25 protein-coding genes are annotated in these 22968 nt (G+C 65.5%); 11 read left to right on the top strand and 14 right to left on the bottom strand.

All coding sequences use genetic code 11. The features are described from left to right. Positions 1-258: 258 nt before the first annotated feature. Together ACTZWT_RS20365 and ACTZWT_RS20370 are read left to right on the top strand one after the other, a co-directional pair. The gene (locus ACTZWT_RS20365; protein ID WP_444771493.1) at positions 259-2439 is read left to right on the top strand and encodes a L,D-transpeptidase family protein; all 2181 of its coding nucleotides are present in this window, start codon (positions 259-261) and stop codon (positions 2437-2439) included. A 265-nt stretch (positions 2440-2704) separates the two neighbouring features. Further along, the gene (locus tag ACTZWT_RS20370) at positions 2705-4300 is read left to right on the top strand and encodes a DUF882 domain-containing protein (protein WP_444771494.1); all 1596 of its coding nucleotides are present in this window, start codon (positions 2705-2707) and stop codon (positions 4298-4300) included. A gap of 316 nt (positions 4301-4616) precedes the next feature. On the opposite strand, the gene ACTZWT_RS20375 is transcribed toward ACTZWT_RS20370, so the two are convergent. Beyond that, positions 4617-4889 (bottom strand): DUF2312 domain-containing protein, encoded by a 273-nt coding sequence (locus ACTZWT_RS20375; protein ID WP_011440324.1) that lies wholly within the window; start codon positions 4887-4889, stop codon positions 4617-4619. Positions 4890-5063: 174 nt separating this feature from the next. Further along, complete coding sequence (locus tag ACTZWT_RS20380; RefSeq protein ID WP_444771495.1) at positions 5064-5357, bottom strand: DUF1244 domain-containing protein; 294 nt, start codon at positions 5355-5357, stop codon at positions 5064-5066. A gap of 217 nt (positions 5358-5574) precedes the next feature. Between ACTZWT_RS20380 and ACTZWT_RS20385 the strand changes: the two genes are divergently transcribed. Then, complete coding sequence (locus ACTZWT_RS20385) at positions 5575-6165, top strand: DUF1036 domain-containing protein (RefSeq protein ID WP_444771496.1); 591 nt, start codon at positions 5575-5577, stop codon at positions 6163-6165. Next, positions 6162-7595, top strand: coding sequence for a pyruvate kinase (gene pyk / locus ACTZWT_RS20390; RefSeq protein WP_444771497.1), 1434 nt, complete (start codon positions 6162-6164; stop codon positions 7593-7595). The genes ACTZWT_RS20385 and pyk overlap by 4 nt, the downstream gene beginning before the upstream one ends. 468 nt (positions 7596-8063) lie before the next feature. Here the strand turns inward: pyk and ACTZWT_RS20395 are convergent, their stop codons facing one another. The 4 genes from ACTZWT_RS20395 to ykgO all read right to left on the bottom strand — a co-directional run bounded on the left by ACTZWT_RS20395 (position 8064) and on the right by ykgO (position 10476). Continuing rightward, positions 8064-8492 (bottom strand): OsmC family protein, encoded by a 429-nt coding sequence (locus ACTZWT_RS20395; protein WP_444771498.1) that lies wholly within the window; start codon positions 8490-8492, stop codon positions 8064-8066. Between the two features lie 40 nt (positions 8493-8532). Next, entirely contained in the window at positions 8533-9495 is a 963-nt protein-coding gene (locus ACTZWT_RS20400; RefSeq protein WP_444771499.1) for an alpha/beta fold hydrolase, read from the bottom strand. Between the two features lie 70 nt (positions 9496-9565). After that, positions 9566-10234, bottom strand: a complete 669-nt coding sequence (locus ACTZWT_RS20405; protein ID WP_444771500.1) for a tetratricopeptide repeat protein — start codon at positions 10232-10234, stop codon at positions 9566-9568. Positions 10235-10350: 116 nt separating this feature from the next. Beyond that, complete coding sequence (ykgO, locus tag ACTZWT_RS20410; RefSeq protein WP_011440316.1) at positions 10351-10476, bottom strand: type B 50S ribosomal protein L36; 126 nt, start codon at positions 10474-10476, stop codon at positions 10351-10353. 315 nt (positions 10477-10791) lie between these two features. Here ykgO and ACTZWT_RS20415 point away from each other — a divergent pair, with 315 nt between their 5' ends. The 3 genes from ACTZWT_RS20415 to ACTZWT_RS20425 all read left to right on the top strand — a co-directional run bounded on the left by ACTZWT_RS20415 (position 10792) and on the right by ACTZWT_RS20425 (position 13148). Further along, positions 10792-11661, top strand: coding sequence for an amidohydrolase family protein (locus tag ACTZWT_RS20415; RefSeq protein WP_444771501.1), 870 nt, complete (start codon positions 10792-10794; stop codon positions 11659-11661). Between the two features lie 264 nt (positions 11662-11925). After that, entirely contained in the window at positions 11926-12663 is a 738-nt protein-coding gene (locus ACTZWT_RS20420; RefSeq protein WP_444771502.1) for a haloacid dehalogenase type II, read from the top strand. After that, on the top strand, positions 12660-13148 hold the full coding sequence (locus ACTZWT_RS20425; RefSeq protein ID WP_444771503.1) for a YbaK/EbsC family protein: 489 nt from the start codon (positions 12660-12662) through the stop codon (positions 13146-13148). Before ACTZWT_RS20420 ends, ACTZWT_RS20425 begins: the two co-directional genes overlap by 4 nt. A 62-nt stretch (positions 13149-13210) precedes the next feature. On the opposite strand, the gene ACTZWT_RS20430 is transcribed toward ACTZWT_RS20425, so the two are convergent. The 4 genes from ACTZWT_RS20430 to ACTZWT_RS20445 all read right to left on the bottom strand — a co-directional run bounded on the left by ACTZWT_RS20430 (position 13211) and on the right by ACTZWT_RS20445 (position 15939). Further along, positions 13211-13513, bottom strand: a complete 303-nt coding sequence (locus tag ACTZWT_RS20430) for a hypothetical protein (RefSeq protein WP_444771504.1) — start codon at positions 13511-13513, stop codon at positions 13211-13213. 169 nt (positions 13514-13682) lie between these two features. Next, positions 13683-15005 carry a methyl-accepting chemotaxis protein gene (locus ACTZWT_RS20435; protein ID WP_444771505.1) on the bottom strand — a complete coding sequence of 441 codons (1323 nt, stop codon included), beginning with the start codon at positions 15003-15005 and terminating at the stop codon, positions 13683-13685. After that, a complete protein-coding gene (locus ACTZWT_RS20440; RefSeq protein ID WP_444771531.1) occupies positions 14980-15525 on the bottom strand; it encodes a PAS domain-containing protein in 546 nt (181 codons plus the stop codon). Before ACTZWT_RS20440 ends, ACTZWT_RS20435 begins: the two co-directional genes overlap by 26 nt. A gap of 204 nt (positions 15526-15729) precedes the next feature. Further along, positions 15730-15939: a hypothetical protein gene (locus tag ACTZWT_RS20445; protein WP_444771506.1), complete on the bottom strand. Its 210-nt coding sequence runs from the start codon at positions 15937-15939 to the stop codon at positions 15730-15732. A gap of 247 nt (positions 15940-16186) precedes the next feature. Here ACTZWT_RS20445 and ACTZWT_RS20450 point away from each other — a divergent pair, with 247 nt between their 5' ends. The 3 genes from ACTZWT_RS20450 (at position 16187) to ACTZWT_RS20460 (ending at position 18151) form a co-directional block, all read left to right on the top strand. After that, positions 16187-17548, top strand: a complete 1362-nt coding sequence (locus ACTZWT_RS20450) for a lipopolysaccharide biosynthesis protein (RefSeq protein WP_444771507.1) — start codon at positions 16187-16189, stop codon at positions 17546-17548. 71 nt (positions 17549-17619) lie between these two features. Then, positions 17620-17925: a BrnT family toxin gene (locus ACTZWT_RS20455; RefSeq protein WP_444771508.1), complete on the top strand. Its 306-nt coding sequence runs from the start codon at positions 17620-17622 to the stop codon at positions 17923-17925. Further along, the gene (locus tag ACTZWT_RS20460) at positions 17894-18151 is read left to right on the top strand and encodes a BrnA antitoxin family protein (protein WP_444771509.1); all 258 of its coding nucleotides are present in this window, start codon (positions 17894-17896) and stop codon (positions 18149-18151) included. Before ACTZWT_RS20455 ends, ACTZWT_RS20460 begins: the two co-directional genes overlap by 32 nt. Before the next feature lie 167 nt (positions 18152-18318). Here ACTZWT_RS20460 and ACTZWT_RS20465 read toward each other — a convergent pair whose 3' ends face one another. The 4 genes from ACTZWT_RS20465 to ACTZWT_RS20480 all read right to left on the bottom strand — a co-directional run bounded on the left by ACTZWT_RS20465 (position 18319) and on the right by ACTZWT_RS20480 (position 22305). Then, positions 18319-19107: a 3-hydroxybutyrate dehydrogenase gene (locus tag ACTZWT_RS20465; RefSeq protein ID WP_444771510.1), complete on the bottom strand. Its 789-nt coding sequence runs from the start codon at positions 19105-19107 to the stop codon at positions 18319-18321. 48 nt (positions 19108-19155) lie between these two features. After that, positions 19156-20301 (bottom strand): patatin-like phospholipase family protein, encoded by a 1146-nt coding sequence (locus ACTZWT_RS20470; protein WP_444771511.1) that lies wholly within the window; start codon positions 20299-20301, stop codon positions 19156-19158. Positions 20302-20390: 89 nt separating this feature from the next. Beyond that, positions 20391-20903 (bottom strand): CAP domain-containing protein, encoded by a 513-nt coding sequence (locus ACTZWT_RS20475; RefSeq protein ID WP_444771512.1) that lies wholly within the window; start codon positions 20901-20903, stop codon positions 20391-20393. 364 nt (positions 20904-21267) lie between these two features. Then, positions 21268-22305, bottom strand: a complete 1038-nt coding sequence (locus tag ACTZWT_RS20480; RefSeq protein ID WP_444771513.1) for a glutamine synthetase beta-grasp domain-containing protein — start codon at positions 22303-22305, stop codon at positions 21268-21270. 479 nt (positions 22306-22784) lie between these two features. On the opposite strand from ACTZWT_RS20480, the gene ACTZWT_RS20485 reads away from it, so the two are divergent. Beyond that, on the top strand, positions 22785-22961 hold the full coding sequence (locus ACTZWT_RS20485) for a DUF2735 domain-containing protein (protein WP_444771514.1): 177 nt from the start codon (positions 22785-22787) through the stop codon (positions 22959-22961). The last annotated feature ends 7 nt before the right edge of the window (positions 22962-22968 follow it).

Below are 22968 nucleotides of genomic sequence, written 5' to 3' on the forward strand. Positions count from 1 at the left end.
GGCGTGGTGACAGACAAAGCTGGCAGCACATGGCAAAAGCACCCGATGAATGCGGCTAACGCATTGAAACTCGGAGCCTGCGCGGTCAGTTTGTCGTGAATCTACCCGGCCGGCGCTGGCCGCATGAACCGGGCATGTGTATCGTCCGACTGGATCGTGAGTTTGAGACGCGTTGTCGCTTATCGCGCGGGGCGGCCGGGAACCGAACCGCAAGACCATGAACTGCCCGCCGGGCAGCTTCGCCCAAGGGGTACACGAATGCGAGATCACTCGACTGGCCGCCGCGGATTCGAAGGCGTGCTGATGGCCGTTGCGGCGACTTTCCTGACCGTTTCGGCAAATTCGGTGATCGCACAATCGGCCCCGAAGACCCCTGCCGAGCTCGCCATCGACGCCGCGGTTCCGGTGCCTCAGCCCGTCGACCTGCCGCCGCCCTCGATCGGCGATTTCAAACTCGATTCCATCGCCGCTCCGGCGCCCCCGCCGACCGAGTCGTCGACTGAAGCCAAGACCGAAACCACGACTGAATCCGACACAGACCCCAAGGCCGACAGCGCCACCGCGCCGGCGTCCGCGGTGCCCGCACCGACCGCCGCCGCGCCTGAGCCAATGCCTGCCGGCACCCCTGCAGCCGCCGCCGCAACGGCGCCGGCCGCCGAGCCGGTCAAGGAGCAGGCAACCAAGGATCAGCCCGCCGAACCGCAGAAGGCCGCGAGCCATGTGCCGGCGGCCGATCAGCCGGTCGCCGACAAGATCCGCGACACGCTCGCGGCCAGGGCGTCGCGCTATTTCGACCGCAAGGCCGAGCGCGCCGCGGTCGAGAAGTTCTACGAAGCGCGCGACTACGCGCCGGTGTGGACCCAATCCGGGGCGCTGACCGCGGCCGGCAAGGGCGTGATCGCGCGGCTCAAAGACGCCGCCGCCGACGGCCTCGATCCGTCCGACTATCCGGTGCCCGATTTCGCCGCCGCGACCGCCCCCGACGCGCTCGCCGAAGCCGAGCTGCGGCTGACCGGGAGCATGATGGACTATGCGCGTCATGCCCAGAGCGGCCGGATGCACTGGTCGCAGACCGGGTCCGACGTTCAGTATCCCGAGCATCCGATCGACCCTGCGGAAGTGCTCGCCAACGTCACCACCGCGAAGGACGCCTCCGCGGCGCTCGACAGCTACAACCCGCCGCACAAGCTGTATCGCGAGCTCAAGAAGAAACTCGCCCGGCTGCGCGGCGAAGGCGACAAGCCGCTGCTGGAGATCGCCGAAGGCGAGACGCTGAAATTCGTCCCGGAGCGCAACAAGCGCCCGGCGGCGACGATGGACGATCCGCGGGTGCCGCAACTGCGCGCCCGGCTCGGCATCACCGAAGACGCCGACAGCACCCGTTACGACGCCAGGGTCGCCGAAGCGGTGCGCGAATTCCAGCGCGGCGCCGGCCTGCAGGCCGACGGCATTCTCGGCAACCGCACCGTCCAGACGCTGAACACGCCGAAGCGCGACCGCAGCATCGATACCATCATGGTCAACATGGAGCGCTGGCGCTGGCTGCCGCGCCAGCTCGGCGCGCCGTCGCTCGGCGACGCCTATGTGATCCTCAACGTGCCGGACTACACGCTGAAGCTGATGCACAACGGCGCACAGGTCTGGTCCACGCGGGTGGTGATCGGCAAGCCGGGCAAGCACGCAACGCCGCTGCTGACGGAGACGATGAAGTACATCACCGTCAACCCGACCTGGAACGTGCCGCCGTCGATCATCAACAACGAGTACTTGCCGGCGCTTGCGCAGGACCCGACCGTGCTCGACCGGATGGGCCTGAAGATGTCGCGCAACCGCGACGGCTCGATCCACATCTCGCAGCCGCCGGGCGATGCCAACGCACTCGGCCGCATCCGCTTCAACTTCCCGAACAAGTTCCTGGTGTATCAGCACGACACCCCGGACAAGAAACTGTTCGCCCGGGAAGAGCGCGCCTTCAGCCACGGCTGCATGCGGGTGCAGAACCCGGATCAGTACGCCGCGGCGCTGCTGAACATCGCGATGCCGGACAAGGACTACACCCCGGCCAAGATCCGCGCGATGTACGGCCGCAGCGAGATCAATCTGAACTTTCCGACGCCGATCCCGGTCCACATCACCTATCAGACCGCATTCGTGGACGACGACGGCAAGCTGCAGATCCGCAAGGACGTCTACGGCCGCGACGCCAGGATGCTGACTCTGCTGAAGAACGACAAGGGCAAGAACCTCGAAGCCGTGGTCGCCCATGCCCAGCCGAACTACAGTCGCCCGACCAACCTGCCGCCGGGCGTGAACGTCGCCGGCGATTACACCGGTTCGTCGCAGTCGTCCGGGTTCAACTTCTTCGAACGCCTGTTCGGCGGTCCTCCGGCACCCCAGCAGCCGCAGATGCGCCGCCCGCAGCAACGCTTCACGCGCTGAAGGCGGTTCCATCGTTAAGACGGAAAGCTGAAATGGAACAAGGGCTCAGCTCCGGCTGAGCCCTTTCCATTAACCATTGTCCATCAGGATGCCGGCAGCGGGCTCGATTTCGCCATAGTCCGCAGGTTATGGTTGATGATCGACTTGGGGAAACGGGCATCGTAGTCGCGGTCGGTAACGCTCCGTGAACGATGCAGTCACCTGTCTCACGAATTCGGGGTTGAGACAGGCTCCCGTTCGGTCGTCCTTCTGGTGGGGCTCTTTTGTGCTGGCTGGACTTGCGCGCCGTCTGAAATCATTGTCGCTGCCCCGAGCCGGCTACGGCGCCGCGCTGTCGTCCGCCCTGCTGCTGGCCGGCGCAGGCTCGGTGCATGACGCCTCCGCCGTCGGCGACAGCCGCACCCTCTCCTTCCATCACACCCATTCCGGCGAAGACCTCACCGTCACCTTCAAGCGCAACGGCCGCTACGACGAAGAGGCACTCGGCAAGCTCAATCACTTCCTGCGGGACTGGCGCAGCCAGGACAAGACCGTCATGGACCGGACGCTGTTCGACATCCTCTGGGAAGTCTACCGCGACGTCGACGGCAAGCAGCCGATCCAGATCATCTCCGCCTACCGCTCCCCCGCCACCAACGCCATGCTCCGCCGCCGCTCCTCCGGCGTGGCCCGCCACAGCCAGCACACCATGGGCCACGCGATGGACTTCTTCATTCCGGGCGTCGCCCTGGAGAAGATCCGCTTCGCCGGGCTTCGTCTGCAGCGTGGCGGCGTCGGCTTCTATCCGACCTCCGGATCGCCCTTCGTCCATCTCGACACCGGCCGGATCCGCCACTGGCCGCGGATGTCCCCCGACCAGCTCGCCCGGGTCTTCCCGGATGGCCGCACCGTACATCTGCCGACCGACGGCAAGCCGCTGCGTGGCTATGAAATGGCGATGGCCGATATCCGCAAGCGCGGCGACGGCAGCAATGCCTCGGCCTCGAAGACCAATTTCCTGACCGCGCTGTTCGGCGGCAAGTCGGCCGACGACGAAGACGAAAGCGCCGGCGCCAGTGCGACGCCCGCAGCCGTCAGCGCCAAGCCCGCCGGCAAGCTTCCCGACATCAAGGTCGCGGACGCCGAGGCCAAGCTTGTTGGCGCCGAGCCGGTGCCGATGCCGCGCGCCAAGCCGGCGCTGCCGATCCAGGTTGCTTCTGCGGACGACAGCGTGCCGCTGCCGGTCGCGAAGCCGACGGCCCGATCCGAGCCGAAGCAACTGACGCCGGCGGATATCATCAATGCCCGCGGCTTCTGGGACGACATCCCGGTGGCGCCGAAGCAGGCCAGTCCACAGCAGGTCGCGGCGATCAGTGCCCGACAGGCGCTCGAGGCCGCCGACCCGCAATCGCCGATGAACGCGATGGCATTCGCCGCCAGTTCGACCGAGAAGGTCTCGAAACCGCAGCCGGCCCATCCGCATATCGTGACCGCCAGCGCCCCGATGCCGACCGGCATACGGCCGCCGTCGCCGGCGCGCCACCCGGTGGTCTCGTCCAGGATCGACACCGTGGTCGGCAAGACGGCGCAGGGTAAGTCCCGCGTGGTCTCGAATTCTGCGCGGATCGCCGCCGCCGGCAGCCGCGACAGCGACGTCTGGATGCGCGCGATGATCCTGATGCCGAGCGCGGTCACGACCGGCGCGACGGCGATCGGCGATGCCGACATGACGCTGCTGACCAAACACTTCGCCAAGCCAAACGTCGCGGTGACGATGACGTTCTGCGACGATCCGCAGCCCGGCCTCTACGTCGACACGTTCACCGGACCGGCCGTGGCCACCGTGGCGACCACGAGCTTCACCACCGCCGCGCTGCGCTGAGCGCGGGCGCCTCGCACGGCGCTTTCCCGGACGCTACGATTGAACTGGTTGCAGCGCGACGCTGCACCCTTCACGAGCGCCCACGCTGCACCCTTCGCAGACGTCGACGTGCACCCTTCACCGGCGTCATCGCCCGCGGAAGCAGGCGACCCATTATTCAGAGCGCTTGGGGTTCAGGCTCGCAGTCACCGCGTCGACGGCGCGCAAACGGTCGAGTCTCTGCGATACTGGTTCACCCGCATGCGCGGGTGATGACGACGTTGCGGTTGTGCGCGGCCTGTCGAGGCAGCGAAGGGCTGATCGAGAGCTCGCGCCCTCACAGCATTCCGAGCGCCTGCATGTAGGTCTCGAGGATCGTCTCCTGCTCGGCGCGCTCGTTGGCGTCCTGCTTGCGCATCCGCACGATGGTGCGCAGCGCCTTGACGTCGTAGCCGTTGCCCTTGGCTTCGGCATAGACGTCGCGGATGTCGTCGGAGATCGTCTTCTTCTCTTCTTCCAGCCGCTCGATGCGTTCGATGATGGCCTTGAGCTGGTCCTTGGCGAATTTGGTCGCGGGCTCGTCCTGGACGGCGGCAGCAGAGGTGGCCATCGTTCACTCCTGGGGATTTGATGATCGGGAAAGGGCGGCGGGGATGAACGCCACGCGCCGCATCTGAGGGGGACAGTCCCCACAGCGGCCCGCCCCGTCAAGGGGCATCGCGCTCATCCACAGCGACCGCACAGAAGAAATCGCGGGCCACGATTTGCGTGCTGGACTCGCGCGTCAGTGGCCGCGGGATTTGTCGAACGCATCGACCTGCGCCGGCGTCGCCGCGCTCTGATGTTTCGCCTTCCATGCTTCGTAGGGCATGCCGTAGACCGCCTCGCGGCTCTCGTCGCGGCTCATCGCGACGCCCTGCGCGTCGGCGGCGTCCTTCAGCCAGTTCGACAGGCAATTGCGACAAAATCCGGCGAGATTCATCAGGTCGATGTTCTGAACGTCGGTGCGCTCGCGCAGATGCGCCACCAGCCGGCGGAACGCCGCGGCTTCGAGTTCTGTTCGGGTGTTGTCGTCCATTTCGCTCACCTTCTCGTGCACGGATCGTCCCGCTGAATCGTCCCGCTGACATGGGGGTCGTGACGGATTTTGCCACATCTTGCGGCTACAACGATGGGCGGGATCGAGCTTTCCCCGCCCCACCTGATTGCGCCAGCGGTCCCAGCTGCCGTCGCGCCCCGTTGACAGGCCGGTCATGTCACGCGAAATCATTCCCGTTTTGTTATAGCTTGGCGGCATGTTCAGCACAGATTCTCCCCCCCGCACCCCACGACTGCGCCGTGTCCCGATCGCCCTGACGGCGGCGCTGGCGCTGTGCGCCCTGCTGCTGGCCAGCGCTCCGGCCGCGGCCGATTTCCGGCTGTGCAACAACACATCGAGCCGGGTCGGCATCGCGCTCGGCTACAAGGACGTCGACGGCTGGACCACCGAGGGCTGGTGGAACGTGTCGTCGCGGAGTTGCGAGACCCTGCTGCGCGGCACGCTGGTCGCGCGCTACTACTACATCTATGCGCTCGATTACGACCGCGGCGGCGAGTGGTCGGGCCAGGCCTTCATGTGTTCGCGCGACAAGGAGTTCACCATCAAGGGCACCGAAAACTGTCTCGCGCGCGGCTTCGACCGCACCGGGTTCTTCGAGGTCGACACCGGCGAACAGCGCGCCTGGACCGTTCAGCTCACCGAGAGCAACGAACAGAACCCCCAGAGACTGCCGGGCTTGCCGGGGGCGCCGCCAGGCGCCACGATGCCCGGCATCCCGCAGACGCCGGGCCGCACCGCGCCGGCTACGCCGACCGCACCGCCAGGCGACGGCGGAACCAAGCCATGAGACGCCTGCGCCGGATCAAGATCTTCGCGACACTGGGCCCCGTTTCTTCCGACAGCGCGATGATCCGCAAGCTGTTCGAGGCGGGCGCCGACGTGTTCCGCATCAACATGAGCCACACCTCGCACGACATGATGCGGGAGTTGATCAAGACGATCCGCAACGTCGAATCGAGCTACGGCCGCCCGATCGGCATTCTGGTCGATCTGCAGGGACCGAAGCTGCGGGTCGGCATGTTCGGCAATGGGCCGATCCAGCTCAACAACGGTGCCACCTTCGTGCTGGATTCCAGCAAGGAGCCCGGCGACGCCGACCGCGTCCACCTGCCGCATCCGGAAATTCTCTCCGCGCTGAAAGTCGGCGACGCGATGCTGCTCGACGACGGCAAGGTCCGGCTGATCTGCGAGGAGACCTCACCCGATCGCGCCGTGACCCGCGTGGTGATCGGCGGCAAGTTGAGCGACCGCAAGGGCGTCAGCCTGCCCGACACCGATCTGCCGATGTCGGCGATGACCAACAAGGACCGCGCCGACCTCGAAGCCGCCTGCGAGGCCGGCATCGACTGGGTTGCGCTGTCCTTCGTGCAGCGCGCCGAGGACGTCGCCGAGGCCAAGCGGATGATCCGCGGCCGTGCCGCGGTGATGGCGAAGATCGAGAAGCCGCAGGCGATCGACCGCCTCGACGACATCCTCGACGTGTCCGACGCGCTGATGGTGGCGCGCGGCGACCTCGGCGTCGAGATGCCGCTCGAGCGGGTGCCGAGTCTTCAGAAGCAGATGACCCGCATGGCGCGCCGCGCCGGCAAGCCGGTGGTCGTCGCCACCCAGATGCTGGAATCGATGATCTCCAGCCCGGTGCCGACGCGCGCCGAAGTCTCCGACGTCGCCACCGCGGTCTATGAAGGCGCCGACGCCATCATGCTGTCGGCGGAATCCGCCGCCGGCAAATATCCGGTCGAAGCGGTCTCGACGATGAACCGGATCGGCGAGGAGGTCGAACGCGATTCGATCTACCGCACCGTGGTGACGGCGCAGCGGCCGGAGCCGGAAGCCACCGCCGGCGACGCGATCGCCGGCGCGGCGCGGCAGGTTGCCGAAACGCTCGATCTGTCCGCGATCATCTGCTGGACCAGCTCGGGCTCGACCGCGCTGCGCGTCGCGCGCGAACGGCCGAAGGTGCCGGTGGTGGCGATCACGCCGAACATCAACACCGGCCGCAAACTGTCCGCGGTGTGGGGCGTGCATTGCGTCGTCGCCGAGGACGCCAAGGATCAGGACGACATGGTGGACCGCGCCGGCCGCATCGCCTTCCGCGACGGCTTCGCCAAATCCGGCCAGCGCGTCATCATCGTCGCCGGCGTCCCGCTCGGCACCCCCGGCGCCACCAACATGGTGCGGATCGCCTATGTCGGGCCGACCGATACGGATGTGTGATGTAGGTCGTCGGCTTCCGCGCGGTCCGCACAACATCAGCGTTCGTCATTCCGGGGCGCGCGCAGCGCGAACCCGGAATCCAGCCCCGGAGCTAGAGCCCTTCATCGAATGATTGAAGCAACGCGGCATTCTCGCGGGCGGAGTCGTCATCCTGAGGTGCGAGCGCAGCGAGCCTCGAAGGATGCGGCCAAGGCACTTGCGGCTCATCCTTCTAGGCCCGCTGGGCCGCGCATGGCGCGGCCCAGCGGGCACCTCAGGATGACGCCGGTGATTCGATCAAAAACAGAGCTGCTCTAGTTAGTTCCGATCACCCATACCCTCTGCGTCACCGCGAACACGGGGAGTATGGATTCCGGGTTCGCGAGCTACGCTCGCGCCCCGGAATGACGAACGAGAGGTTGTTCGCACAAAGACCATGAGGTCACGAGAGTGCTTGCGGCCGCATGATCTGGACTTTCACTTGAAAGCTCAGCCCGCCAGCTTCGCCTCCAGCGTGATCTTGGTATTGAGCAGTTTCGACACCGGGCAGCCCGCTTTGGCCTTGCCGGCGAGTTCCTGGAAGGTCGTGTCGTCGGCACCGGGGATCTTGGCGGTCAGCGTCAGATGTACCGCGGTGATCGAGAAGCCATCACCATCTTTCTCCAGCGTCACGTCGGCCTTGGTTTCCATCTGCTCGGCGGTGAGCTTGGCTTCGCCGAGGATCAGCGACAGCGCCATGGTGAAGCAGGCAGCGTGCGCCGCGCCGATCAGCTCTTCGGGGTTGGAGCCGGGCTTGCCTTCGAACCGGCTGGCGAAGCCGTAGGGGTAGTCCGACAGCGCGCCGCTCTTGGTCGAGATCGCGCCCTTGCCGTCCTTGATGCCGCCCTGCCATTTGGCCGAACCGAATGTCGTGCTCATTGCGTAGCTCCTGCTTTGGTGAGTGGTCGGGGATGAAAGACTAGTGCATCGCTGCGTGCGATTTCGTGACGGCGGTCGCTATCAACGCCTCGATCTCACGTTGCACCAGATCGGGGGCGGCGTTCTGCACCATGTGCCCGACATCCGGCAGCACGATCAGCTTCGCCTGCGGGACCGCCGCGGCGAAGGCGCGCGAATGGATGTCGACAGAGACGATCTCATCGGCGTCGCCATGGATCAGCACGGTCGGCGCGGTGATGTGCGGATAGCGCGCGGCCTGTTCGGCCACGGCCTCCTTCAGCGTGGTCAAGTCCCAGCTATTGGCGAGGAATGCGCGCGGCCGCAGCAGCAGCGGCGTCGCGCTGGCGTCGACGTAATTCTCGGGCATGGTCTGCGGCGCGAACGCCGAGCGGGCCCCCGGCTCCGTCAGCAACAATCCGAGCGGGAGCGTAACGGTATGAGCCAGCAGTGGGCCCACCACCGGGGTAGTCATCACCTGGTTATAGGTGCCGACGCCGCCCCGCCACGGATGCGTCACCGGCGCCAGCATCACCAGCCCCGCGACGCGCTGCGGCTGATCCAGCGCCATCCGCGCGCCGAGCGCGCCGGCCATCGAATGCACGACAAAGATCGCGCGCGACACGCCGAGCGAATCGAGCGCCTCGCCGATCGCCTGCGCCTGCATCGCAGGCGAGGAATTGGCGAGGACGTCGCGGCTGCTCCAACCATGGCCCGGCCGGTCGATCAGCAGCACGCGGTGCCGCCGCGCAAGCTCGTCGCCGAGCGGCACGCGCATCGCGCCGAGATTCGAGCTTGCGCCGTGGATCATCACGATCGGTGGCGTGGCCAAGCCGCGCGGTCCGAGATCGACGACGTGCAGCTTGCCGCCGCTGACGGCGATCGTCTCGCCCTGCGGCGGAAACCTGCCCTGCAGCCACAGCACGCCGGCCTGCGTCAGCAGCGCCAGCGCGGAGAGCGTCGCAATGGCGCCAATCACGATCATGGAAGAGACCCGGGAGAATTTTCGCACGTGTGAGTTACGCCGTGCGGCCGCGAATGTTTCGTCGTCCCGCTCAGATATCGCGGCCCTCGACCTTTTCGGTCAGGGTCTTCACCAGGTCGGGCACCTTGTCGAGATGCGGATTGATCGCCAGCGCCTTGCGGAAGGCGTCGAGCGCGCGCTTGTCGTCGCCGAGTTCCTGCATGATCATGCCGAGCCCGGCCAGCGCGCCGAAATGGCGCGGCTCGCGCGCCAGCACCTGCTCGATATCGCCCAGCGAGCGGGCATATTCATTCTGCAGATAGAAGATCGTGGCGCGCCTGTTCCAGCCCTCGAGATAGTCCGGCCGCAGCTTCACCACCGCGTCGAGCAGCTTCACCGCGACGTCGAACTGCTTGGCCTCGATCGCGACCTTCGCACGCGACATCAGCAGCGCCGTGGTGTCGCTGGAGGTCTGGCTCCACAGCGCCCAGATCCGCGCCTCGACATGCTTGGCGCTGGCCTCGTCGGGCGCGGCCTTCAGCGCGCCGAACAGGAAATCCAGGCCCTTGGCCGGATCACCGACGACGCGGGGGAGCTTCGCCGGCGGCGACGGCGGCTGTTCCAGCGGCTTGTCGAGGGAATGCTCTGGCGGCGCGTTCCTGGGCGATTCGGGCGCCTGAGCGTAAGCCGCGAGCGGCAGCAGCGCGGCCAGCAGGGCCGCGCAAGGCAGGAATCGGCGGAAGGTCAAACCAGGGGCCATCCGCGAAGTCTAGACGCAGCACAGCGCGCTGCAAAGCAGCGCGCGCGTCACACAGGCGTGATGACAAAACGACCGGCGGCCGGCAAATGCTCAGCCGCGCGCGGTCCCGGTAGCGATCAACCCTGGCGGGCCTTGAAGCGGCGCTGCACCTTGTTGATCACGTAGAGCCGGCCCTTGCGCCGCACGAGGCGGTTGTCGCGATGACGGGCACGCAGCGATTTCAGCGAGTTACGGACCTTCATGGGTCTATCCTGACTGTTTGAAAGGCCGTTTGGGACTGGCCGAAGGTGTAAAACATACCTTTCCCGCCGGCGGCACTCCGCCCGGGACGGTCGGTTTCTAGCGAGGGCAGCCCGGCCTGTCAATCGAACCGGACGACCACAGTCCCTGTTTCCGCAAGGAAAATGCCGGATGCCGGCCCGAGCAGGCGGCGCAGGGGTCCCTCCCGCAGCCCGCGCGCGGCAGAACGCCGGTCGGGCGGCTTCACAGTTTCCAAAAATGGTTATACACCATAATCAATTCTCCCGCCCCGCCAAGAAGGCCAAGGAAACGCCCCGATGCTCAATCCCGACGATCTCGTCGCCATCGACATCCACACCCATGCCGAGGAGCCGTGCGGCTGCCACGGCGACGACGGTTACGACGATTTCCAGGCACGGATGGCCGAGTATTTCGGCTCGCCCAACAAGCATCCGCCGACTGTGCCGGAAACCGCGGCCTATTATCGCGCCAAGAAAATCGCCGCGGTGATCTTCCCGGTCGACGCCGAGCGCGAGACCGGCTTTCGCCGCTACAACAACGACGAGATGATCGAGGTCACGCGGGCCAATTCCGACGTACTGATCCCGTTCGCCTCGATCGATCCGCACAAGGGCAAGCTCGGCGTCCGCGAAGCCAAGCGGCTGATCGCCGATTACGGCATCAAGGGCTTCAAGTTTCATCCCACGATGCAGGGCTTCTATCCCAACGACCGCCTCGCCTACCCGCTGTATGAAGCGATCCAGGAAGGCGGCGCGATCGCGCTGTTCCACACCGGCCAGACCGGCGTCGGCTCCGGCATGCCGGGCGGCATGGGAATGCGGCTGAAATACTCCAACCCGATGTACATGGACGACGTCGCGGTCGACTTCCCCGACATGAAGATCATCCTCGCGCATCCCTCGTTCCCCTGGCAGGAGGAGGCGCTGTCGGTCGCGACCCACAAGCCCAACGTCTATATCGACCTGTCGGGATGGTCGCCGAAATACTTCCCGCCGATCCTGGTGCGCTACATCAACGGCCTGCTGCAGGACAAGATGCTGTTCGGCTCGGACTGGCCGGTGATCACGCCGGACCGCTGGCTCGCCGATTTCGCCAAGCTCGAGATCCGCGACGAGGTCCGCCCCAAGGTGTTGAAGCAGAACGCCCGCAAGCTGCTGGGGATCTGAGCTTGTCACCTCTCCCCGCGCGCGGGGAGAGGTCGGCATGCATCGTCAGATGCATGCCGGGTGAGGGGGCGCTTCGCCGCAGCCGAGCCGCAGCGACTCGCGTCGCCCCTCACCCCACCCCTCTCCCCGCAAGAGCGGGGCGAGGGAGCCCGCCGCAATCCTTGCACCGCTTCCCGAAGCAACGGCGCCCGCGCTTCTCATCGCTCGACCACTGCGATAGCGTCGCCCTACCAGCGAAATCGCAGCAACTACCGAGCCCCCCCTATGACCATCAAAGCCGTCGTGTTCGATGCCTACGGCACGCTGTACGACATCCAGTCGGTCGCATCCGTCACCGAGCAGGCATTCCCCGGCTACGGCGATGTGATCACCCAGGTTTGGCGAATCAAGCAGCTCGAATACACGTGGCTTCGATCGCTGATGGGCACCTACGAAGATTTCGGCGTCGTCACCCGGGACTCGCTGGCCTACACGCTGGATTGCCTCGGGCTCGACGATGGCGGCGCGGCGGCCCGGCGGATTTTCGACAAATACCTGCATCTCGATCCCTATCCCGACGCGATCGCGGCGCTGACCGCGCTACACGGGCGCAAGCTCGCGATCCTGTCGAACGGCAGCCCGGACATGCTCGGCGCTCTCACCAGGAACACGGGTCTCGACGGCCTGCTCGACGACGTCATCAGCATCGATGCGGCCAAGGTGTTCAAACCCGATCCGGCCGCCTATGCGCTCGCCGAAACCCGGCTCGGCGTGACACCGCGCGAAGTGTTGTTCGTGTCGTCCAATCCGTGGGACGTCGCCGGCGCCAAAGCCTTCGGCTTCACCGTCGCCTGGATCGAGCGTGTCAGCCGCGAGACGATGGCGCGTGAGCTGGCGCGCTCCGGACCGTTGCCGCCGCTGACGATGTTCAAGGCGCTCCGCACGCAGATGGACGTGCTCGGCTTCGAACCGGATCACCGCATCGCCTCGCTTGCGGAGCTTGCGCGGGTGGTGTCCGCATGAGTCTGGAAACTGTCCGCGCCTGGTTCGCCACACACGCCCCTGACATCGCCGTCGAGATATCCGACAAGAGCTCGGCCACGGTGCCGCTCGCGGCGGAAGCTCATGGCGTGCCGCCGGAGCAGATCGCCAAGACGTTGTCGCTGCGTCTCGGCGAGCGCGTCGTGCTGGTGGTGACCAGCGGCACCGCACGGCTCGACAACAAGAAGGCCAAGGCGGCGTTCGGCGCCAAGCCGAAGATGCTCGGCGTGCACGAGGTCGCCGAACTCACCGGCCATGAAGTCGGTGGCGTCTGCCCGTTCGGCCTGAAGTCGCCGCTGCCGATCTATTGCGACGTCTCGCTGCAGGCGTTCGACGTCGTGGTGCCGGCGGCGGGCTCGACCCACAGCGCGGTGCGGATCTCGCCGCACCGGATGGCGGAGCTGGTCGGCGCCGAATGGGTCGATGTCAGTGAAGTGCGCGCCGAACAGGCCGCGCCGCAACCGTAGGCGAGTCCGCACATGGCAACGGGGCCCGAAGGCCCCGCGATCCATCCAATGTATAAGGACTGTTACCAGCGCCGTCCGCCGTGCCAGCCCGGACGACCATAGAAGCGCGGGCCGCCGTGGAAGCGCGGGGGGCCATAGTACCGCCGCGGGCCATAATAGCCATAAGCGCCGTAGTAGTTCGGACGCCAGAAGCAACGACCCCAGCGATCGCAAACGTAGCGCACCTGATCGACGTTGGCGGCCTGGCTGCCGACCGCGTTGGCCGGGCCGGGAAGACCATTCGGCATCGCGGCGGACGCGACGCCCGGCGCAAGAATAGCGGCCCCGAGTGCGGCCGCAGCAGCAATGGCGAGTTTGAGTTTCATCGGATCAACCTCCTTCAGTCCAAACCAAAACCTGCGGACAATCTAGGAAGTTGCAGGTGAACGGCGGCTGACGGGCGAATTCATCTTGATGAAATCCTGGTAAGGTGCAGACCCCTCTGGCTTCGTCCAGCGCGTGCGGCGCGCAGCTATCAGCTCGGGGAGGCGAAACTCACGCGGCGCGGCGCGACGTTTCGTCCCGCCGCAGCGAGCGCAGGAAGTCGCGCACCGCGTCGCCGAGCGTCGTCGCCTGCTGCGCCAGCGAGCCCGACGCGGTCAATGTGGTTCCGGCGTGCTGCTCGGTTTCGGCGACGTTGACGCTCACGCTCTGAATGTTGAACGAGATGTCGCGGATGCCGGCGAAGGCCTGCTCGATGTTGCGCGCGACCTCGCCGGTCGCAGCGGTCTGCGCCTCGACCGCCACCGCCACCTGACGGGTGATGGCGTCGACCTCGCCGATGCTCTGGCCGATGCCCGAGATGGCGTCGACGGCGGCGCGGGTGGTCTCCTGCACTTCGGCGATACTGACGGAGATGTCGTGGGTCGCCTTGGCGGTCTGCGCGGCCAGCGATTTGACCTCCTGCGCCACCACCGAGAAGCCCCTGCCCGCTTCGCCGGCGCGCGCGGCCTCGATCGTGGCGTTCAGCGCCAGCAGATTGGTCTGCGAGGCGATCTCCTCGATCAGTTGAACGATGGTGCCGATCCGCTCGGTCGCGGTCGACAGGCTGCCGACCGTCTCGCGCGCATGATCCGAGGCGCCGACCGCCGTCTTGGCGATCATGGCCGAGCGATTGACGCTGCCGAGGATTTCGTTGGCCGACGCGGTGAGCTCCGTGGTCGCCGCCGCGACCGTCTCCATATTGGTCGAGGCCTGTTCCGAAGCGGCCGACACCGCCAGCGTGCGCTCGCGCGTCGCAGCGACGCCGAGATTGAGGCTGCCCGCGGTCGAGCCCATGTTGTTCGACGCCGACGACACCGTGTCGATCACCGCACCGATCGTGCCTTCGAATTCGGCGGTGTTGGCGTTGAAGGCCGCGACCCGCGTCTCGATCGCCTGCATGGCGTCGTTGATCGTCCGGCTCGCGATCAGCAGCGAGCCGCGCAACCCCGCCGGCAGGATGTGACGATAGTATTTGTCGTCACGAATCGCGCCCATCGCCGCACTCGCCTCGCGCACGAAGGCGTCGCAGCGGTCTATCATGTCGTTGAAGACGTGATGCAGCGCCCCGATCCGGCCGCCCTCGCGGCTGCCGATGACCCGCGCCTCGAAATCGCCGTCGGCGATGCGCCGACAGACCACAGCCAGATTCGCCAAGGTCCGGTCGAGCCGCAGCAGCATCAGGCCGAGCAATGCGGCGAACGCCAGCGTCGCGGCGAGGCCGATCGGCAGCAGCACCGGCACGCCGATCAGCAAGCCGGCCGCCGCCGTCAGGGCGGAGACGACGATGCCGCCGAGACAGACGGCCGCGTTAGAGAGAGAAGACGAGCTGATCATAGGGGACATTCTTCGCTTTGACGAAATCGAGCAGATGCTGCGTGCCGGCGGCGAGTCCATCCTTGCCGTTGCGGTGCCGCGATTCGACCGCGCGCAGCTCGGCATAGACCGGCTCCAGCGCCGAGACGACACGGCGATCCGGCACGCGGCGATTGGAGTGATAACCGACGACCTGTTTGGCCGCGTCGAACGACGGCGTGACGTGGGCGAATACCCAATAGAATTCGCCGCTGCGCGTCATGTTCTTGACATAGGCGAAGATCTCGCGGCCGTCCGCCAGCGTATCCCACAACAGCTTGAACACGCAGCGCGGCATGTCGGGATGACGAACGATCGAATGGGGCTGGCCGATCAGTTCGGCTTCGCTGTAGCCGCAGATGTCGGTGAACACCTTGTTGGCGTAGGTGATGCGGCCTTTGAGGTCGGTCTTGGAGACGATGATATCGTCGGCGTCGAAGAAGACTTCGACATTGGTCGGCGAGGCGATCTGTTTCACGGGCACTATCCGGCTGCAAACCATCAGACCGGGCACGCAACGTTCCGGCCTCGAACAAATACGAGCCAGGCCCTTAAGAGTTAGTTCGCTCGACGACTGCGCGATCTATCCGATCGCGGCATATTTCCTCAGATCGACCTACCAATGTACTACTCACGCAGAACCAACAGCGAAAATTGTCCGTGAAATGACGGACACGACTCTGATGATCCGGACGCAATCAATCACTCAGCGCTCGTCCTTCTGCCGACGGCCGATCCCTGCGACCAGCAGAAACGCGACGACGAGACTCGCGACATTGAGCGCACCTTCGCGGACCGCATTCGGCGAGAAGCCGAACGTCTTGTGCATGATCGCGTTCACCACAGCGGCGACGATGATCGCAGCCAGACCTGCCGCCGCGAATAGCCCGACCGTCTTCAGAGTAAGCTTGGGCATCGGTAATATCCTGCCTTGCGCGTTGGGTGATTGATGACGACAAGAGGCGCAACGTCGAGTGTCCGTTGCCCACCAACGGAAGGGCCGGTTCCCTGTTCCAGCCTACACTGCCGGCCAGAGGATTTTTGCGAATTATTCACGTTCGCGGCTGCCGAGCCGCCCAACCCAATCTTAACATCTGGTTGCTAAAGGGATCAGGCTACCGTGGCCGCCCGCGGCCCGACCATTCGGGGGCGCTTTGGCTGTCATGGATGATCCACCGGCAACATCGCCGCTCGCCGGGCTGAAAGTTCGGCTCGCTGCCCTGTTCGGCAGCTCGAACGAACGCTCGCTGACCAATCGCCTTGCCGGCACCATCTTCCTCATCCGCGTCGTCAGCGCCGCGATGGCCTATGGCGCGCAAATCCTGCTGGCGCGCTGGATGGGCACCTCAGACTATGGCGTCTACGTCTATGTCTGGACCTGGGTGCTGCTGCTCGGCTCGATGCTCGACTTCGGCATCTCCGCGTCGGCGCAGAAGATCATTCCAGAATATCGCGCCAGCGGCGACCTCGACCGGCTGCGCGGCTTCCTGTCCGGCAGCCGCTGGGGAACGCTCGCCGCCTCGAGCCTGGTGTCGCTGCTGCTGGCTGCGCTGGTGTGGGCGCTGTCGGCGTCGATCGACCCGGCGACCGTGCTGCCGCTGTATCTCGGCTGCCTGACGCTGCCGGCCTTCGTGGTCGCCAACACCCAGGACGGCATCGCCCGCTCGCACGACTGGATGAAGCTCGGCCTGATGCCGCAATTCATCATTCGCCAGGCGCTGATCATCGGCTTCACCGCCGGCCTGTTCGTGCTGGGCTTCCAGCTCGGCGCGGTCGCCGCGATGGCGGCGAGCTGCGCTGCGGTGTGGCTGGCGATGATTGGGCAGATGATCGCGCTGAACCGGCGACTCGCCGGCCATGTCGCGAGCGGTCCCCGCGCCTACGATGTCCGCGGCTGGCTCGCGACCTCGCTGCCGATCCTGCTGGTCGAGAGCTTCTATCTGCTGCTGTCCTATACGGATGTGCTGGTGCTGCAGCAATTTCGCTCGGCGGAAGAAGTCGGCGTGTACTACGCGGTGGTGAAGACGCTGGCGCTGGTGTCGTTCATCCACTACGCGATGTCGGCGACCACCGCGCACCGCTTCACCGAATATCACGCCGCCGGCGACAAGGACCGGCTCGCGGCCTATGTGAAGCACGCCATCGCCTGGACGTTCTGGCCGTCGCTGGCGGCGACCCTGATGCTGCTCGCGCTCGGCAAGCCGTTGCTGTGGCTGTTCGGCCCGCAATTCACGCAAGGCTACGGCATCATGTTCGTCGCCGCGATCGGCCTGATGGTCCGCGCCGCGATCGGCCCGGTCGAGCGATTGCTGAACATGCTCGGCCACCAGAATATGTGCGCGCTGGCCTATGCGCTGGCGTTCGCGGTCAACCTCGTTCTGTGCCTCGTGCTGGTGCCGCGCTTCGGCGGCTACGGCGCCGCCGCCGCGACCTCGGTCGCGCTCACCTTCGAGACCGTGCTGCTGTTCTGGATCGTCCGCAAACGCCTCGGCCTGCATGTGCTGGCGTTCGGGAAGAGAGGCTGAGGGGGAGCTTGATCCCTCCAGCACGTTGACATTTGCCTATACAAACGGCTACACAAACCCGGAGGCGTTCCATGGACGTTGCCGGCTTTGACTGGGACCAGGGCAATCGCGCGAAGTGCGAAAAGCACGGCGTGACCCGGGCTGAAATCGAGAGCACCTTTCGCGGGCCCGTCGCCGTGTTTCCCGACCCTGTCCACTCCGATGCCGAAGAACGTTTCAAGGCGATCGGCCGATCTGAAGCGGAGCGGATGATCTTTCTGATCTTCACGCTCAGGCACCCGGGCGATGGAACGCTTATCAGACCCATCAGCGCGCGTTACATGCACCGCAAAGAGGTCGCGCATTATGAAGAAGAAGCTGCCAAAGCTGGAAAGTGACGAAGAGGCCGAGGCTTTCGTCGCAAACGCCGATCTGACCGACTACGATCTGTCAGGACTGGTGACGATGCAGTTCGAGATGAAGCCGAAGAACAAGTCGGTCAACCTGCGGCTGCCAGAACAATTACTCTCGGCGGTCCGCAAGGAGGCCAAGACGGCCGGCGTGCCGTATCAACGCTTCATCCGGATGGCTCTGGAAAGAGCCGTGCAAAGGTCGAAGAACTAGCGCGGGCGCGCGCTTATCACTCGTCGTCGCCCGGCTCGGCCGAGCGATCCAGTATCCCAGAGAGGCGATGCTCTGGGATACTGGATCCTCCGCTTTCGCGGAGGATGACGTCTTGTCGAGTTGTGCGCGTGTGCCCCCTCGCACACGTTCATCGCGATCTGTTCGGCTTACGCCGCGGTCCAGCCGCCGTCCATCGACAGATTGGCGCCGGTGATCTGGCTGGCGTCGTCGCTGCAGAGATAGACCGCCAATGCCGCGACCTGCTCGGAGGTGACGAACTGCTTGGTCGGCTGCGCCTGCAGCAACACGTCGTTGATCACCTGCTCCTTGGTGAGACCGCGCGCCTTCATGGTGTCGGGGATCTGCTTTTCCACCAGCGGAGTCCAGACGTAGCCCGGCGAAATGCAGTTGCAGGTGATCTTGTGGGTCGCGAGTTCGAGCGCGGCGGTCTTGGTGAGACCGGCGATGCCGTGCTTCGCGGCGACATAAGCCGACTTGAACGGCGAGGCGACCAGCGAATGCGCCGAGGCGGTGTTGATGATGCGGCCCCAGCCGCGCTTCTTCATGCCGGGGATCGCGGCGCGGATGCCGTGGAAGGCGGACGACAGATTGATGCCGATGATCGCGTCCCATTTCTCGATCGGGAAATCCTCGATCGGCGAGACGAACTGGATGCCGGCATTGTTGACCAGAATGTCGACCGAACCGAAGCTCTTCTCGCCGAGCGCGACCATCTCGGCGATCTCGGCGGGCTTCAGCATGTCGGCCGGCGAATACACCGCCTTGACGGCGAAGTCGGTCTCGATCGCCTTGCGCTCCTTCTCGATCGCATCCGCCTCGCCCATGCCGTTGATCACCACATTGGCGCCGGCCTTGGCGAAGGCGCGGGCATAAGCGAGGCCAATGCCCGAGGTCGAGCCGGTGACGACCGCGGTTTTGCCGGTGAGATTAGCCATCATTTGCTCCTGTTGAATCGTGTGGCAAACCTGCGGCAAGGGCTGCCGCTATTTGAACGCATCCCGGGTGAGGTCCCAGGTCACCATGGTCTCGCCGTCCTGCGGCCCGCTCTGCCACTCCCGGTGACGCATCGAGACATAGACATCCTGCTCGCCGGATTTCCAGTGCTCGATCATGTTGAGCCGCGAGAAATCATAGTCCTTCGACGACGCCTCGTGGTCTCGCTTGCGGTAAATCAGGTGCACCAACGTAACCGCGTTCTCCTTCGCCGCCTCGTGCAGGATCGCGTAGCCCGGATCGTCGCGCAACTCGTCCGGCAGCCGCCCCATCAGATGGCGGAGCGCCTTGCGGATATTGTGGATCTGCTTGTTCTTGTCGGTGTTCATCCGGGTCCGGCTGGAATAGCGGATGTCCTTCTCGCGCTCGGCGGCCTCCAGCAGCGTCTGCGGCAGCCGGCCGCGGGCGCTGAACAGGTCGACCTGGAAGATCAGCAGGCTCTCGCGCTGTTCGGATTCGAGCACGTAGTCGAGCGGCGTGTTCGAGGCGACGCCGCCGTCCCAGTAATAATGGCCGTCGATCTCGATCGCGGGGAAGCCCGGCGGCAGCGCCGCCGATGCCATGATGTGCTCGGGGCCGATCCTCTGTTTGGTGTTGTCGAAATACTCGAAATTGCCGGTGACGACATTGACCGCACCGACGCTGAGCCGGATGCCATTCGTGTTGATCCGGTCGAAATCGACCAGCCGCTCCAGCGTGCCGCGCAGCGGCGTGGTGTCGTAATAGCTGAGCCGTTCCGGGTCCGCCGTCGGCATCAGATGTGACGGCGGAAATCGCGGCGTGAAGAAGCCCGGCACGCCGAACGCCGCGATCACCGCGGCGCTGGCTTCGTTGAACAGCGAATGCGCGTGGTCGGTGTGTAGCATCGGCTGCCACGGCACCGGCGACGACGCCATCTCCCAGAACTGCTTGAGCTTGTCGACGCGCTGTTCGCGCGGATTGCCGGCGATGATCGCGGCGTTGATGGCGCCGATCGAGATGCCGGCGAGCCATTGCGGCTCGAAATCGTGGTGACACAGCGCCTGATAGGCGCCGGCCTGATACGAACCGAGCGCGCCGCCGCCCTGCAGCACCAGTACGCGCCGCGCATCGCCGAGGGAGGACTTGTGATGATCGGGAGGGGAGTGCATCAGCATCGGGGCGCCGGGTGAAGAACGCCGGGCACCGTGGCGTCCCGAAGCCGCCGCGTCAATCACGCGGCCGGTCAATCCCGATCACGCCCGCTTTATCGCGGCGGTTCGGTCGAGGCCAGAATCAGCGTCCAGAACACCTTGTATTTGGTGTTCGGCGCGTAGCTCGCGGCGATGCCGAGTTTGGTGACGCCGCTCTTCAACATGTTGGCGCGATGCGGCGGCGAATCGCGCCAGCCGGAGAACGCCTCCGCGAGCGTGTGATAGCCGGCCGAGACGTTCTCGACCGCGACCGACGCCGGATAGGCCGAAGCGTTCAGCCGCTGCGCCAGCGGCGCCTTGGCATCATGGTCGAGCTTATTGCGCCTCGCCATCGTGGCCGACTGCTCCTCGGCCAGCCGCGAGAGCGCCGGATCGACCACAACCGGGCCGAGCCCGTTGTTCTGGCGGTACAGCGAAATCATCGTCGCGGCGGCGACGGCATCGACCCTGGCACCCTCGCGCGCCATGCTGGCGTACATCGACGGCGCCTCGACGGTCGGACTGACCTCGCCGGCGCACCCGGCCAGCAGCAGCAGGCCGACAACGGCCATCACCCCACGCAACATCCAGCAATCCCCATGCGCGCATCGGCGTGGCCGGCCCGTCACCGGCCGCGGCGCGCAGCTCCGTTGTTGCACATCAAGAGTGGCTGAAAGGTGAAGACTGCTCCGGTGCGAAAACCACGAACCTCGCCGCGACAGCAGCGAGCTCCCTCGCGCCGCTCTTGCGGGGAGAGGGTTGGAGTGAGGGGTGGCGGCGAGTCGCGGACGCTCGACCGTGTCGAGACGCCCCCTCACCCGGATCGCATCTGGCGATGCGACCCGACCTCTCCCCGCGCGCGGGGAGAGGTTCAGGACAGCGTCGCGCTGTCCCCCAAACGACAACGGCCCGGACTTGCGTCCGGGCCGTGTTTGCAGTCGCCGTGGAGGCTCAGGCGGCGGCCGCGGACTTCGAGGCGGGGACTTCCGAGATCGTCTTCAGGATCTGCGAGGCGATCTGGTAGGGGTCGCCCATGGAGTTCGGGCGGCGGTCTTCCAGATAACCCTTGTAACCGTTGTTGACGAAGGAATGCGGCACGCGGATCGAGGCGCCGCGATCGGCCACACCGTAGGAGAACTTGTTCCACGGCGCGGTCTCGTGCTTGCCGGTCAGGCGCATGTGGTTGTCCGGACCGTACACCGCGATGTGGTCGTGCAAATTGGTCTCGAACTGCTTCATCAGCGCTTCGAAATAGTCCTTGCCGCCAACTTCACGCATGAACTTGGTCGAGAAGTTGGCGTGCATGCCCGAGCCGTTCCAGTCGGTGTCGCCGAGCGGCTTGCAGTGCCATTCGATGTCGATGCCGTAGCTTTCGCACAGCCGCAGCATCAGGTAGCGCGCCATCCACATCTGGTCGGCGGCGGTCTTCGAACCCTTGCCGAAGACCTGGAATTCCCACTGGCCCTTCGCCACTTCGGCGTTGATGCCTTCGTGATTGATGCCGGCGGCGAGGCAGAGGTCGAGATGCTCCTCGACGATCTTGCGCGCGACGCTGCCGACATTCTTGAAGCCGACGCCGGTGTAGTACGGGCCCTGCGGCGCCGGGTAGCCGGCTTCCGGGAAGCCGAGCGGGCGGCCGTCCTTGTAGAAGAAGTATTCCTGCTCGAAGCCGAACCAGGCGCCTTCATCGTCCAGAATGGTGGCGCGGGTGTTGCTGGCGTGCGGGGTGACGCCGTCGGGCATCATCACTTCGCACATCACCAGAATGCCGTTCTTGCGGGTGGCGTCGTGGAACATCGCGACCGGCTTCAGCACGCAATCCGAGCTGCGGCCCTCGGCCTGCATGGTGGAGGAGCCATCGAAGCCCCACAGCGGCAGTTGCTCGAGCGTCGGATAAATTTCGAATTCCTTCACCTGCGTCTTGCCACGCAGGTTCGGCACCGGCGTGTAGCCGTCGAGCCAGATGTACTCGAGCTTGTACTTTGTCATGCGGTTCTCTCTGTTGATCTGCAAAGGGTTGTGGACCCGAAGCGGACTTGGAACCGCACATCCCGGCGGCCGATGTCCGGGCAGTATGAAGCATTTGTTATGCCAGATTTTTGCACCGCGGGATCGACCGCTCCCGGCTTCATGTCGATGACGCAGAAACGCATCGTTCGCGAGGCTGCGCGGCCAGAAATCAACTCGCCGGGCTCGAATTTTCATCGAAATGGCCGCGCCAAACTAAATTAACCGATCGGGCGCAGGATTTTCGTCACGGACATTGACCGGCCGCGAGCAACGAAGCTCGCACTGCGGCGTTGCTCGATCATGACCACCGGGCGGGCACGTCACGTTTTGCCTACATAAGTGGCAATCGATGATATTTCCTTGAGCATATTGCACCACGCCTGGGCGCAGCCGATATCTACAGACCGAAGCAAACGATCGCACGACCGAGTGCAAGCGAAGGAGAGAGGGAGATCAGAGTGAGCAGCTTGAATCAGACGTCCGCAAAAATCTACCAATTCCCTGTCGGCGGCCGCGGAAGCCTCGATCGGCGCCAGCCGAACGTCGCTGAGGCGGGATCCCGGAACGTCGTGACCAGCTCGAGCTGGTACCACGAAGCCGCGATGCTCGAAGAGCAGACACCCAAGCCGCAATGACACCGGT

The sequence above is a fragment of the Rhodopseudomonas sp. NSM genome (assembly GCF_052445935.1).
In the GTDB taxonomy this organism is placed as follows: Bacteria; Pseudomonadota; Alphaproteobacteria; order Rhizobiales; family Xanthobacteraceae; genus Rhodopseudomonas.

Excerpts from the sequence above, each read along its gene's own strand:
- ACTZWT_RS20450 (WP_444771507.1), top strand. The coding sequence starts at position 16,187 with ATGGATGATCCACCGGCAACATCGCCGCTCGCCGGGCTGAAAGTTCGG.
- ACTZWT_RS20480 (WP_444771513.1), bottom strand. The coding sequence starts at position 22,305 with ATGACAAAGTACAAGCTCGAGTACATCTGGCTCGACGGCTACACGCCG.
- ACTZWT_RS20440 (WP_444771531.1), bottom strand. The coding sequence starts at position 15,525 with ATGGTTTGCAGCCGGATAGTGCCCGTGAAACAGATCGCCTCGCCGACC.
- ACTZWT_RS20385 (WP_444771496.1), top strand. The coding sequence starts at position 5,575 with ATGTTCAGCACAGATTCTCCCCCCCGCACCCCACGACTGCGCCGTGTC.
- ACTZWT_RS20475 (WP_444771512.1), bottom strand. The coding sequence starts at position 20,903 with ATGTTGCGTGGGGTGATGGCCGTTGTCGGCCTGCTGCTGCTGGCCGGG.
- ykgO (WP_011440316.1), bottom strand. The coding sequence starts at position 10,476 with ATGAAGGTCCGTAACTCGCTGAAATCGCTGCGTGCCCGTCATCGCGAC.
- ACTZWT_RS20420 (WP_444771502.1), top strand. The coding sequence starts at position 11,926 with ATGACCATCAAAGCCGTCGTGTTCGATGCCTACGGCACGCTGTACGAC.
- ACTZWT_RS20400 (WP_444771499.1), bottom strand. The coding sequence starts at position 9,495 with ATGATCGTGATTGGCGCCATTGCGACGCTCTCCGCGCTGGCGCTGCTG.
- ACTZWT_RS20465 (WP_444771510.1), bottom strand. The coding sequence starts at position 19,107 with ATGGCTAATCTCACCGGCAAAACCGCGGTCGTCACCGGCTCGACCTCG.
- ACTZWT_RS20365 (WP_444771493.1), top strand. The coding sequence starts at position 259 with ATGCGAGATCACTCGACTGGCCGCCGCGGATTCGAAGGCGTGCTGATG.
- ACTZWT_RS20395 (WP_444771498.1), bottom strand. The coding sequence starts at position 8,492 with ATGAGCACGACATTCGGTTCGGCCAAATGGCAGGGCGGCATCAAGGAC.
- ACTZWT_RS20445 (WP_444771506.1), bottom strand. The coding sequence starts at position 15,939 with ATGCCCAAGCTTACTCTGAAGACGGTCGGGCTATTCGCGGCGGCAGGT.
- ACTZWT_RS20455 (WP_444771508.1), top strand. The coding sequence starts at position 17,620 with ATGGACGTTGCCGGCTTTGACTGGGACCAGGGCAATCGCGCGAAGTGC.
- ACTZWT_RS20375 (WP_011440324.1), bottom strand. The coding sequence starts at position 4,889 with ATGGCCACCTCTGCTGCCGCCGTCCAGGACGAGCCCGCGACCAAATTC.
- ACTZWT_RS20460 (WP_444771509.1), top strand. The coding sequence starts at position 17,894 with ATGAAGAAGAAGCTGCCAAAGCTGGAAAGTGACGAAGAGGCCGAGGCT.
- ACTZWT_RS20405 (WP_444771500.1), bottom strand. The coding sequence starts at position 10,234 with ATGGCCCCTGGTTTGACCTTCCGCCGATTCCTGCCTTGCGCGGCCCTG.
- ACTZWT_RS20470 (WP_444771511.1), bottom strand. The coding sequence starts at position 20,301 with ATGCTGATGCACTCCCCTCCCGATCATCACAAGTCCTCCCTCGGCGAT.
- ACTZWT_RS20415 (WP_444771501.1), top strand. The coding sequence starts at position 10,792 with ATGCTCAATCCCGACGATCTCGTCGCCATCGACATCCACACCCATGCC.
- ACTZWT_RS20430 (WP_444771504.1), bottom strand. The coding sequence starts at position 13,513 with ATGAAACTCAAACTCGCCATTGCTGCTGCGGCCGCACTCGGGGCCGCT.
- ACTZWT_RS20380 (WP_444771495.1), bottom strand. The coding sequence starts at position 5,357 with ATGGACGACAACACCCGAACAGAACTCGAAGCCGCGGCGTTCCGCCGG.
- ACTZWT_RS20425 (WP_444771503.1), top strand. The coding sequence starts at position 12,660 with ATGAGTCTGGAAACTGTCCGCGCCTGGTTCGCCACACACGCCCCTGAC.
- ACTZWT_RS20435 (WP_444771505.1), bottom strand. The coding sequence starts at position 15,005 with ATGATCAGCTCGTCTTCTCTCTCTAACGCGGCCGTCTGTCTCGGCGGC.
- pyk (WP_444771497.1), top strand. The coding sequence starts at position 6,162 with ATGAGACGCCTGCGCCGGATCAAGATCTTCGCGACACTGGGCCCCGTT.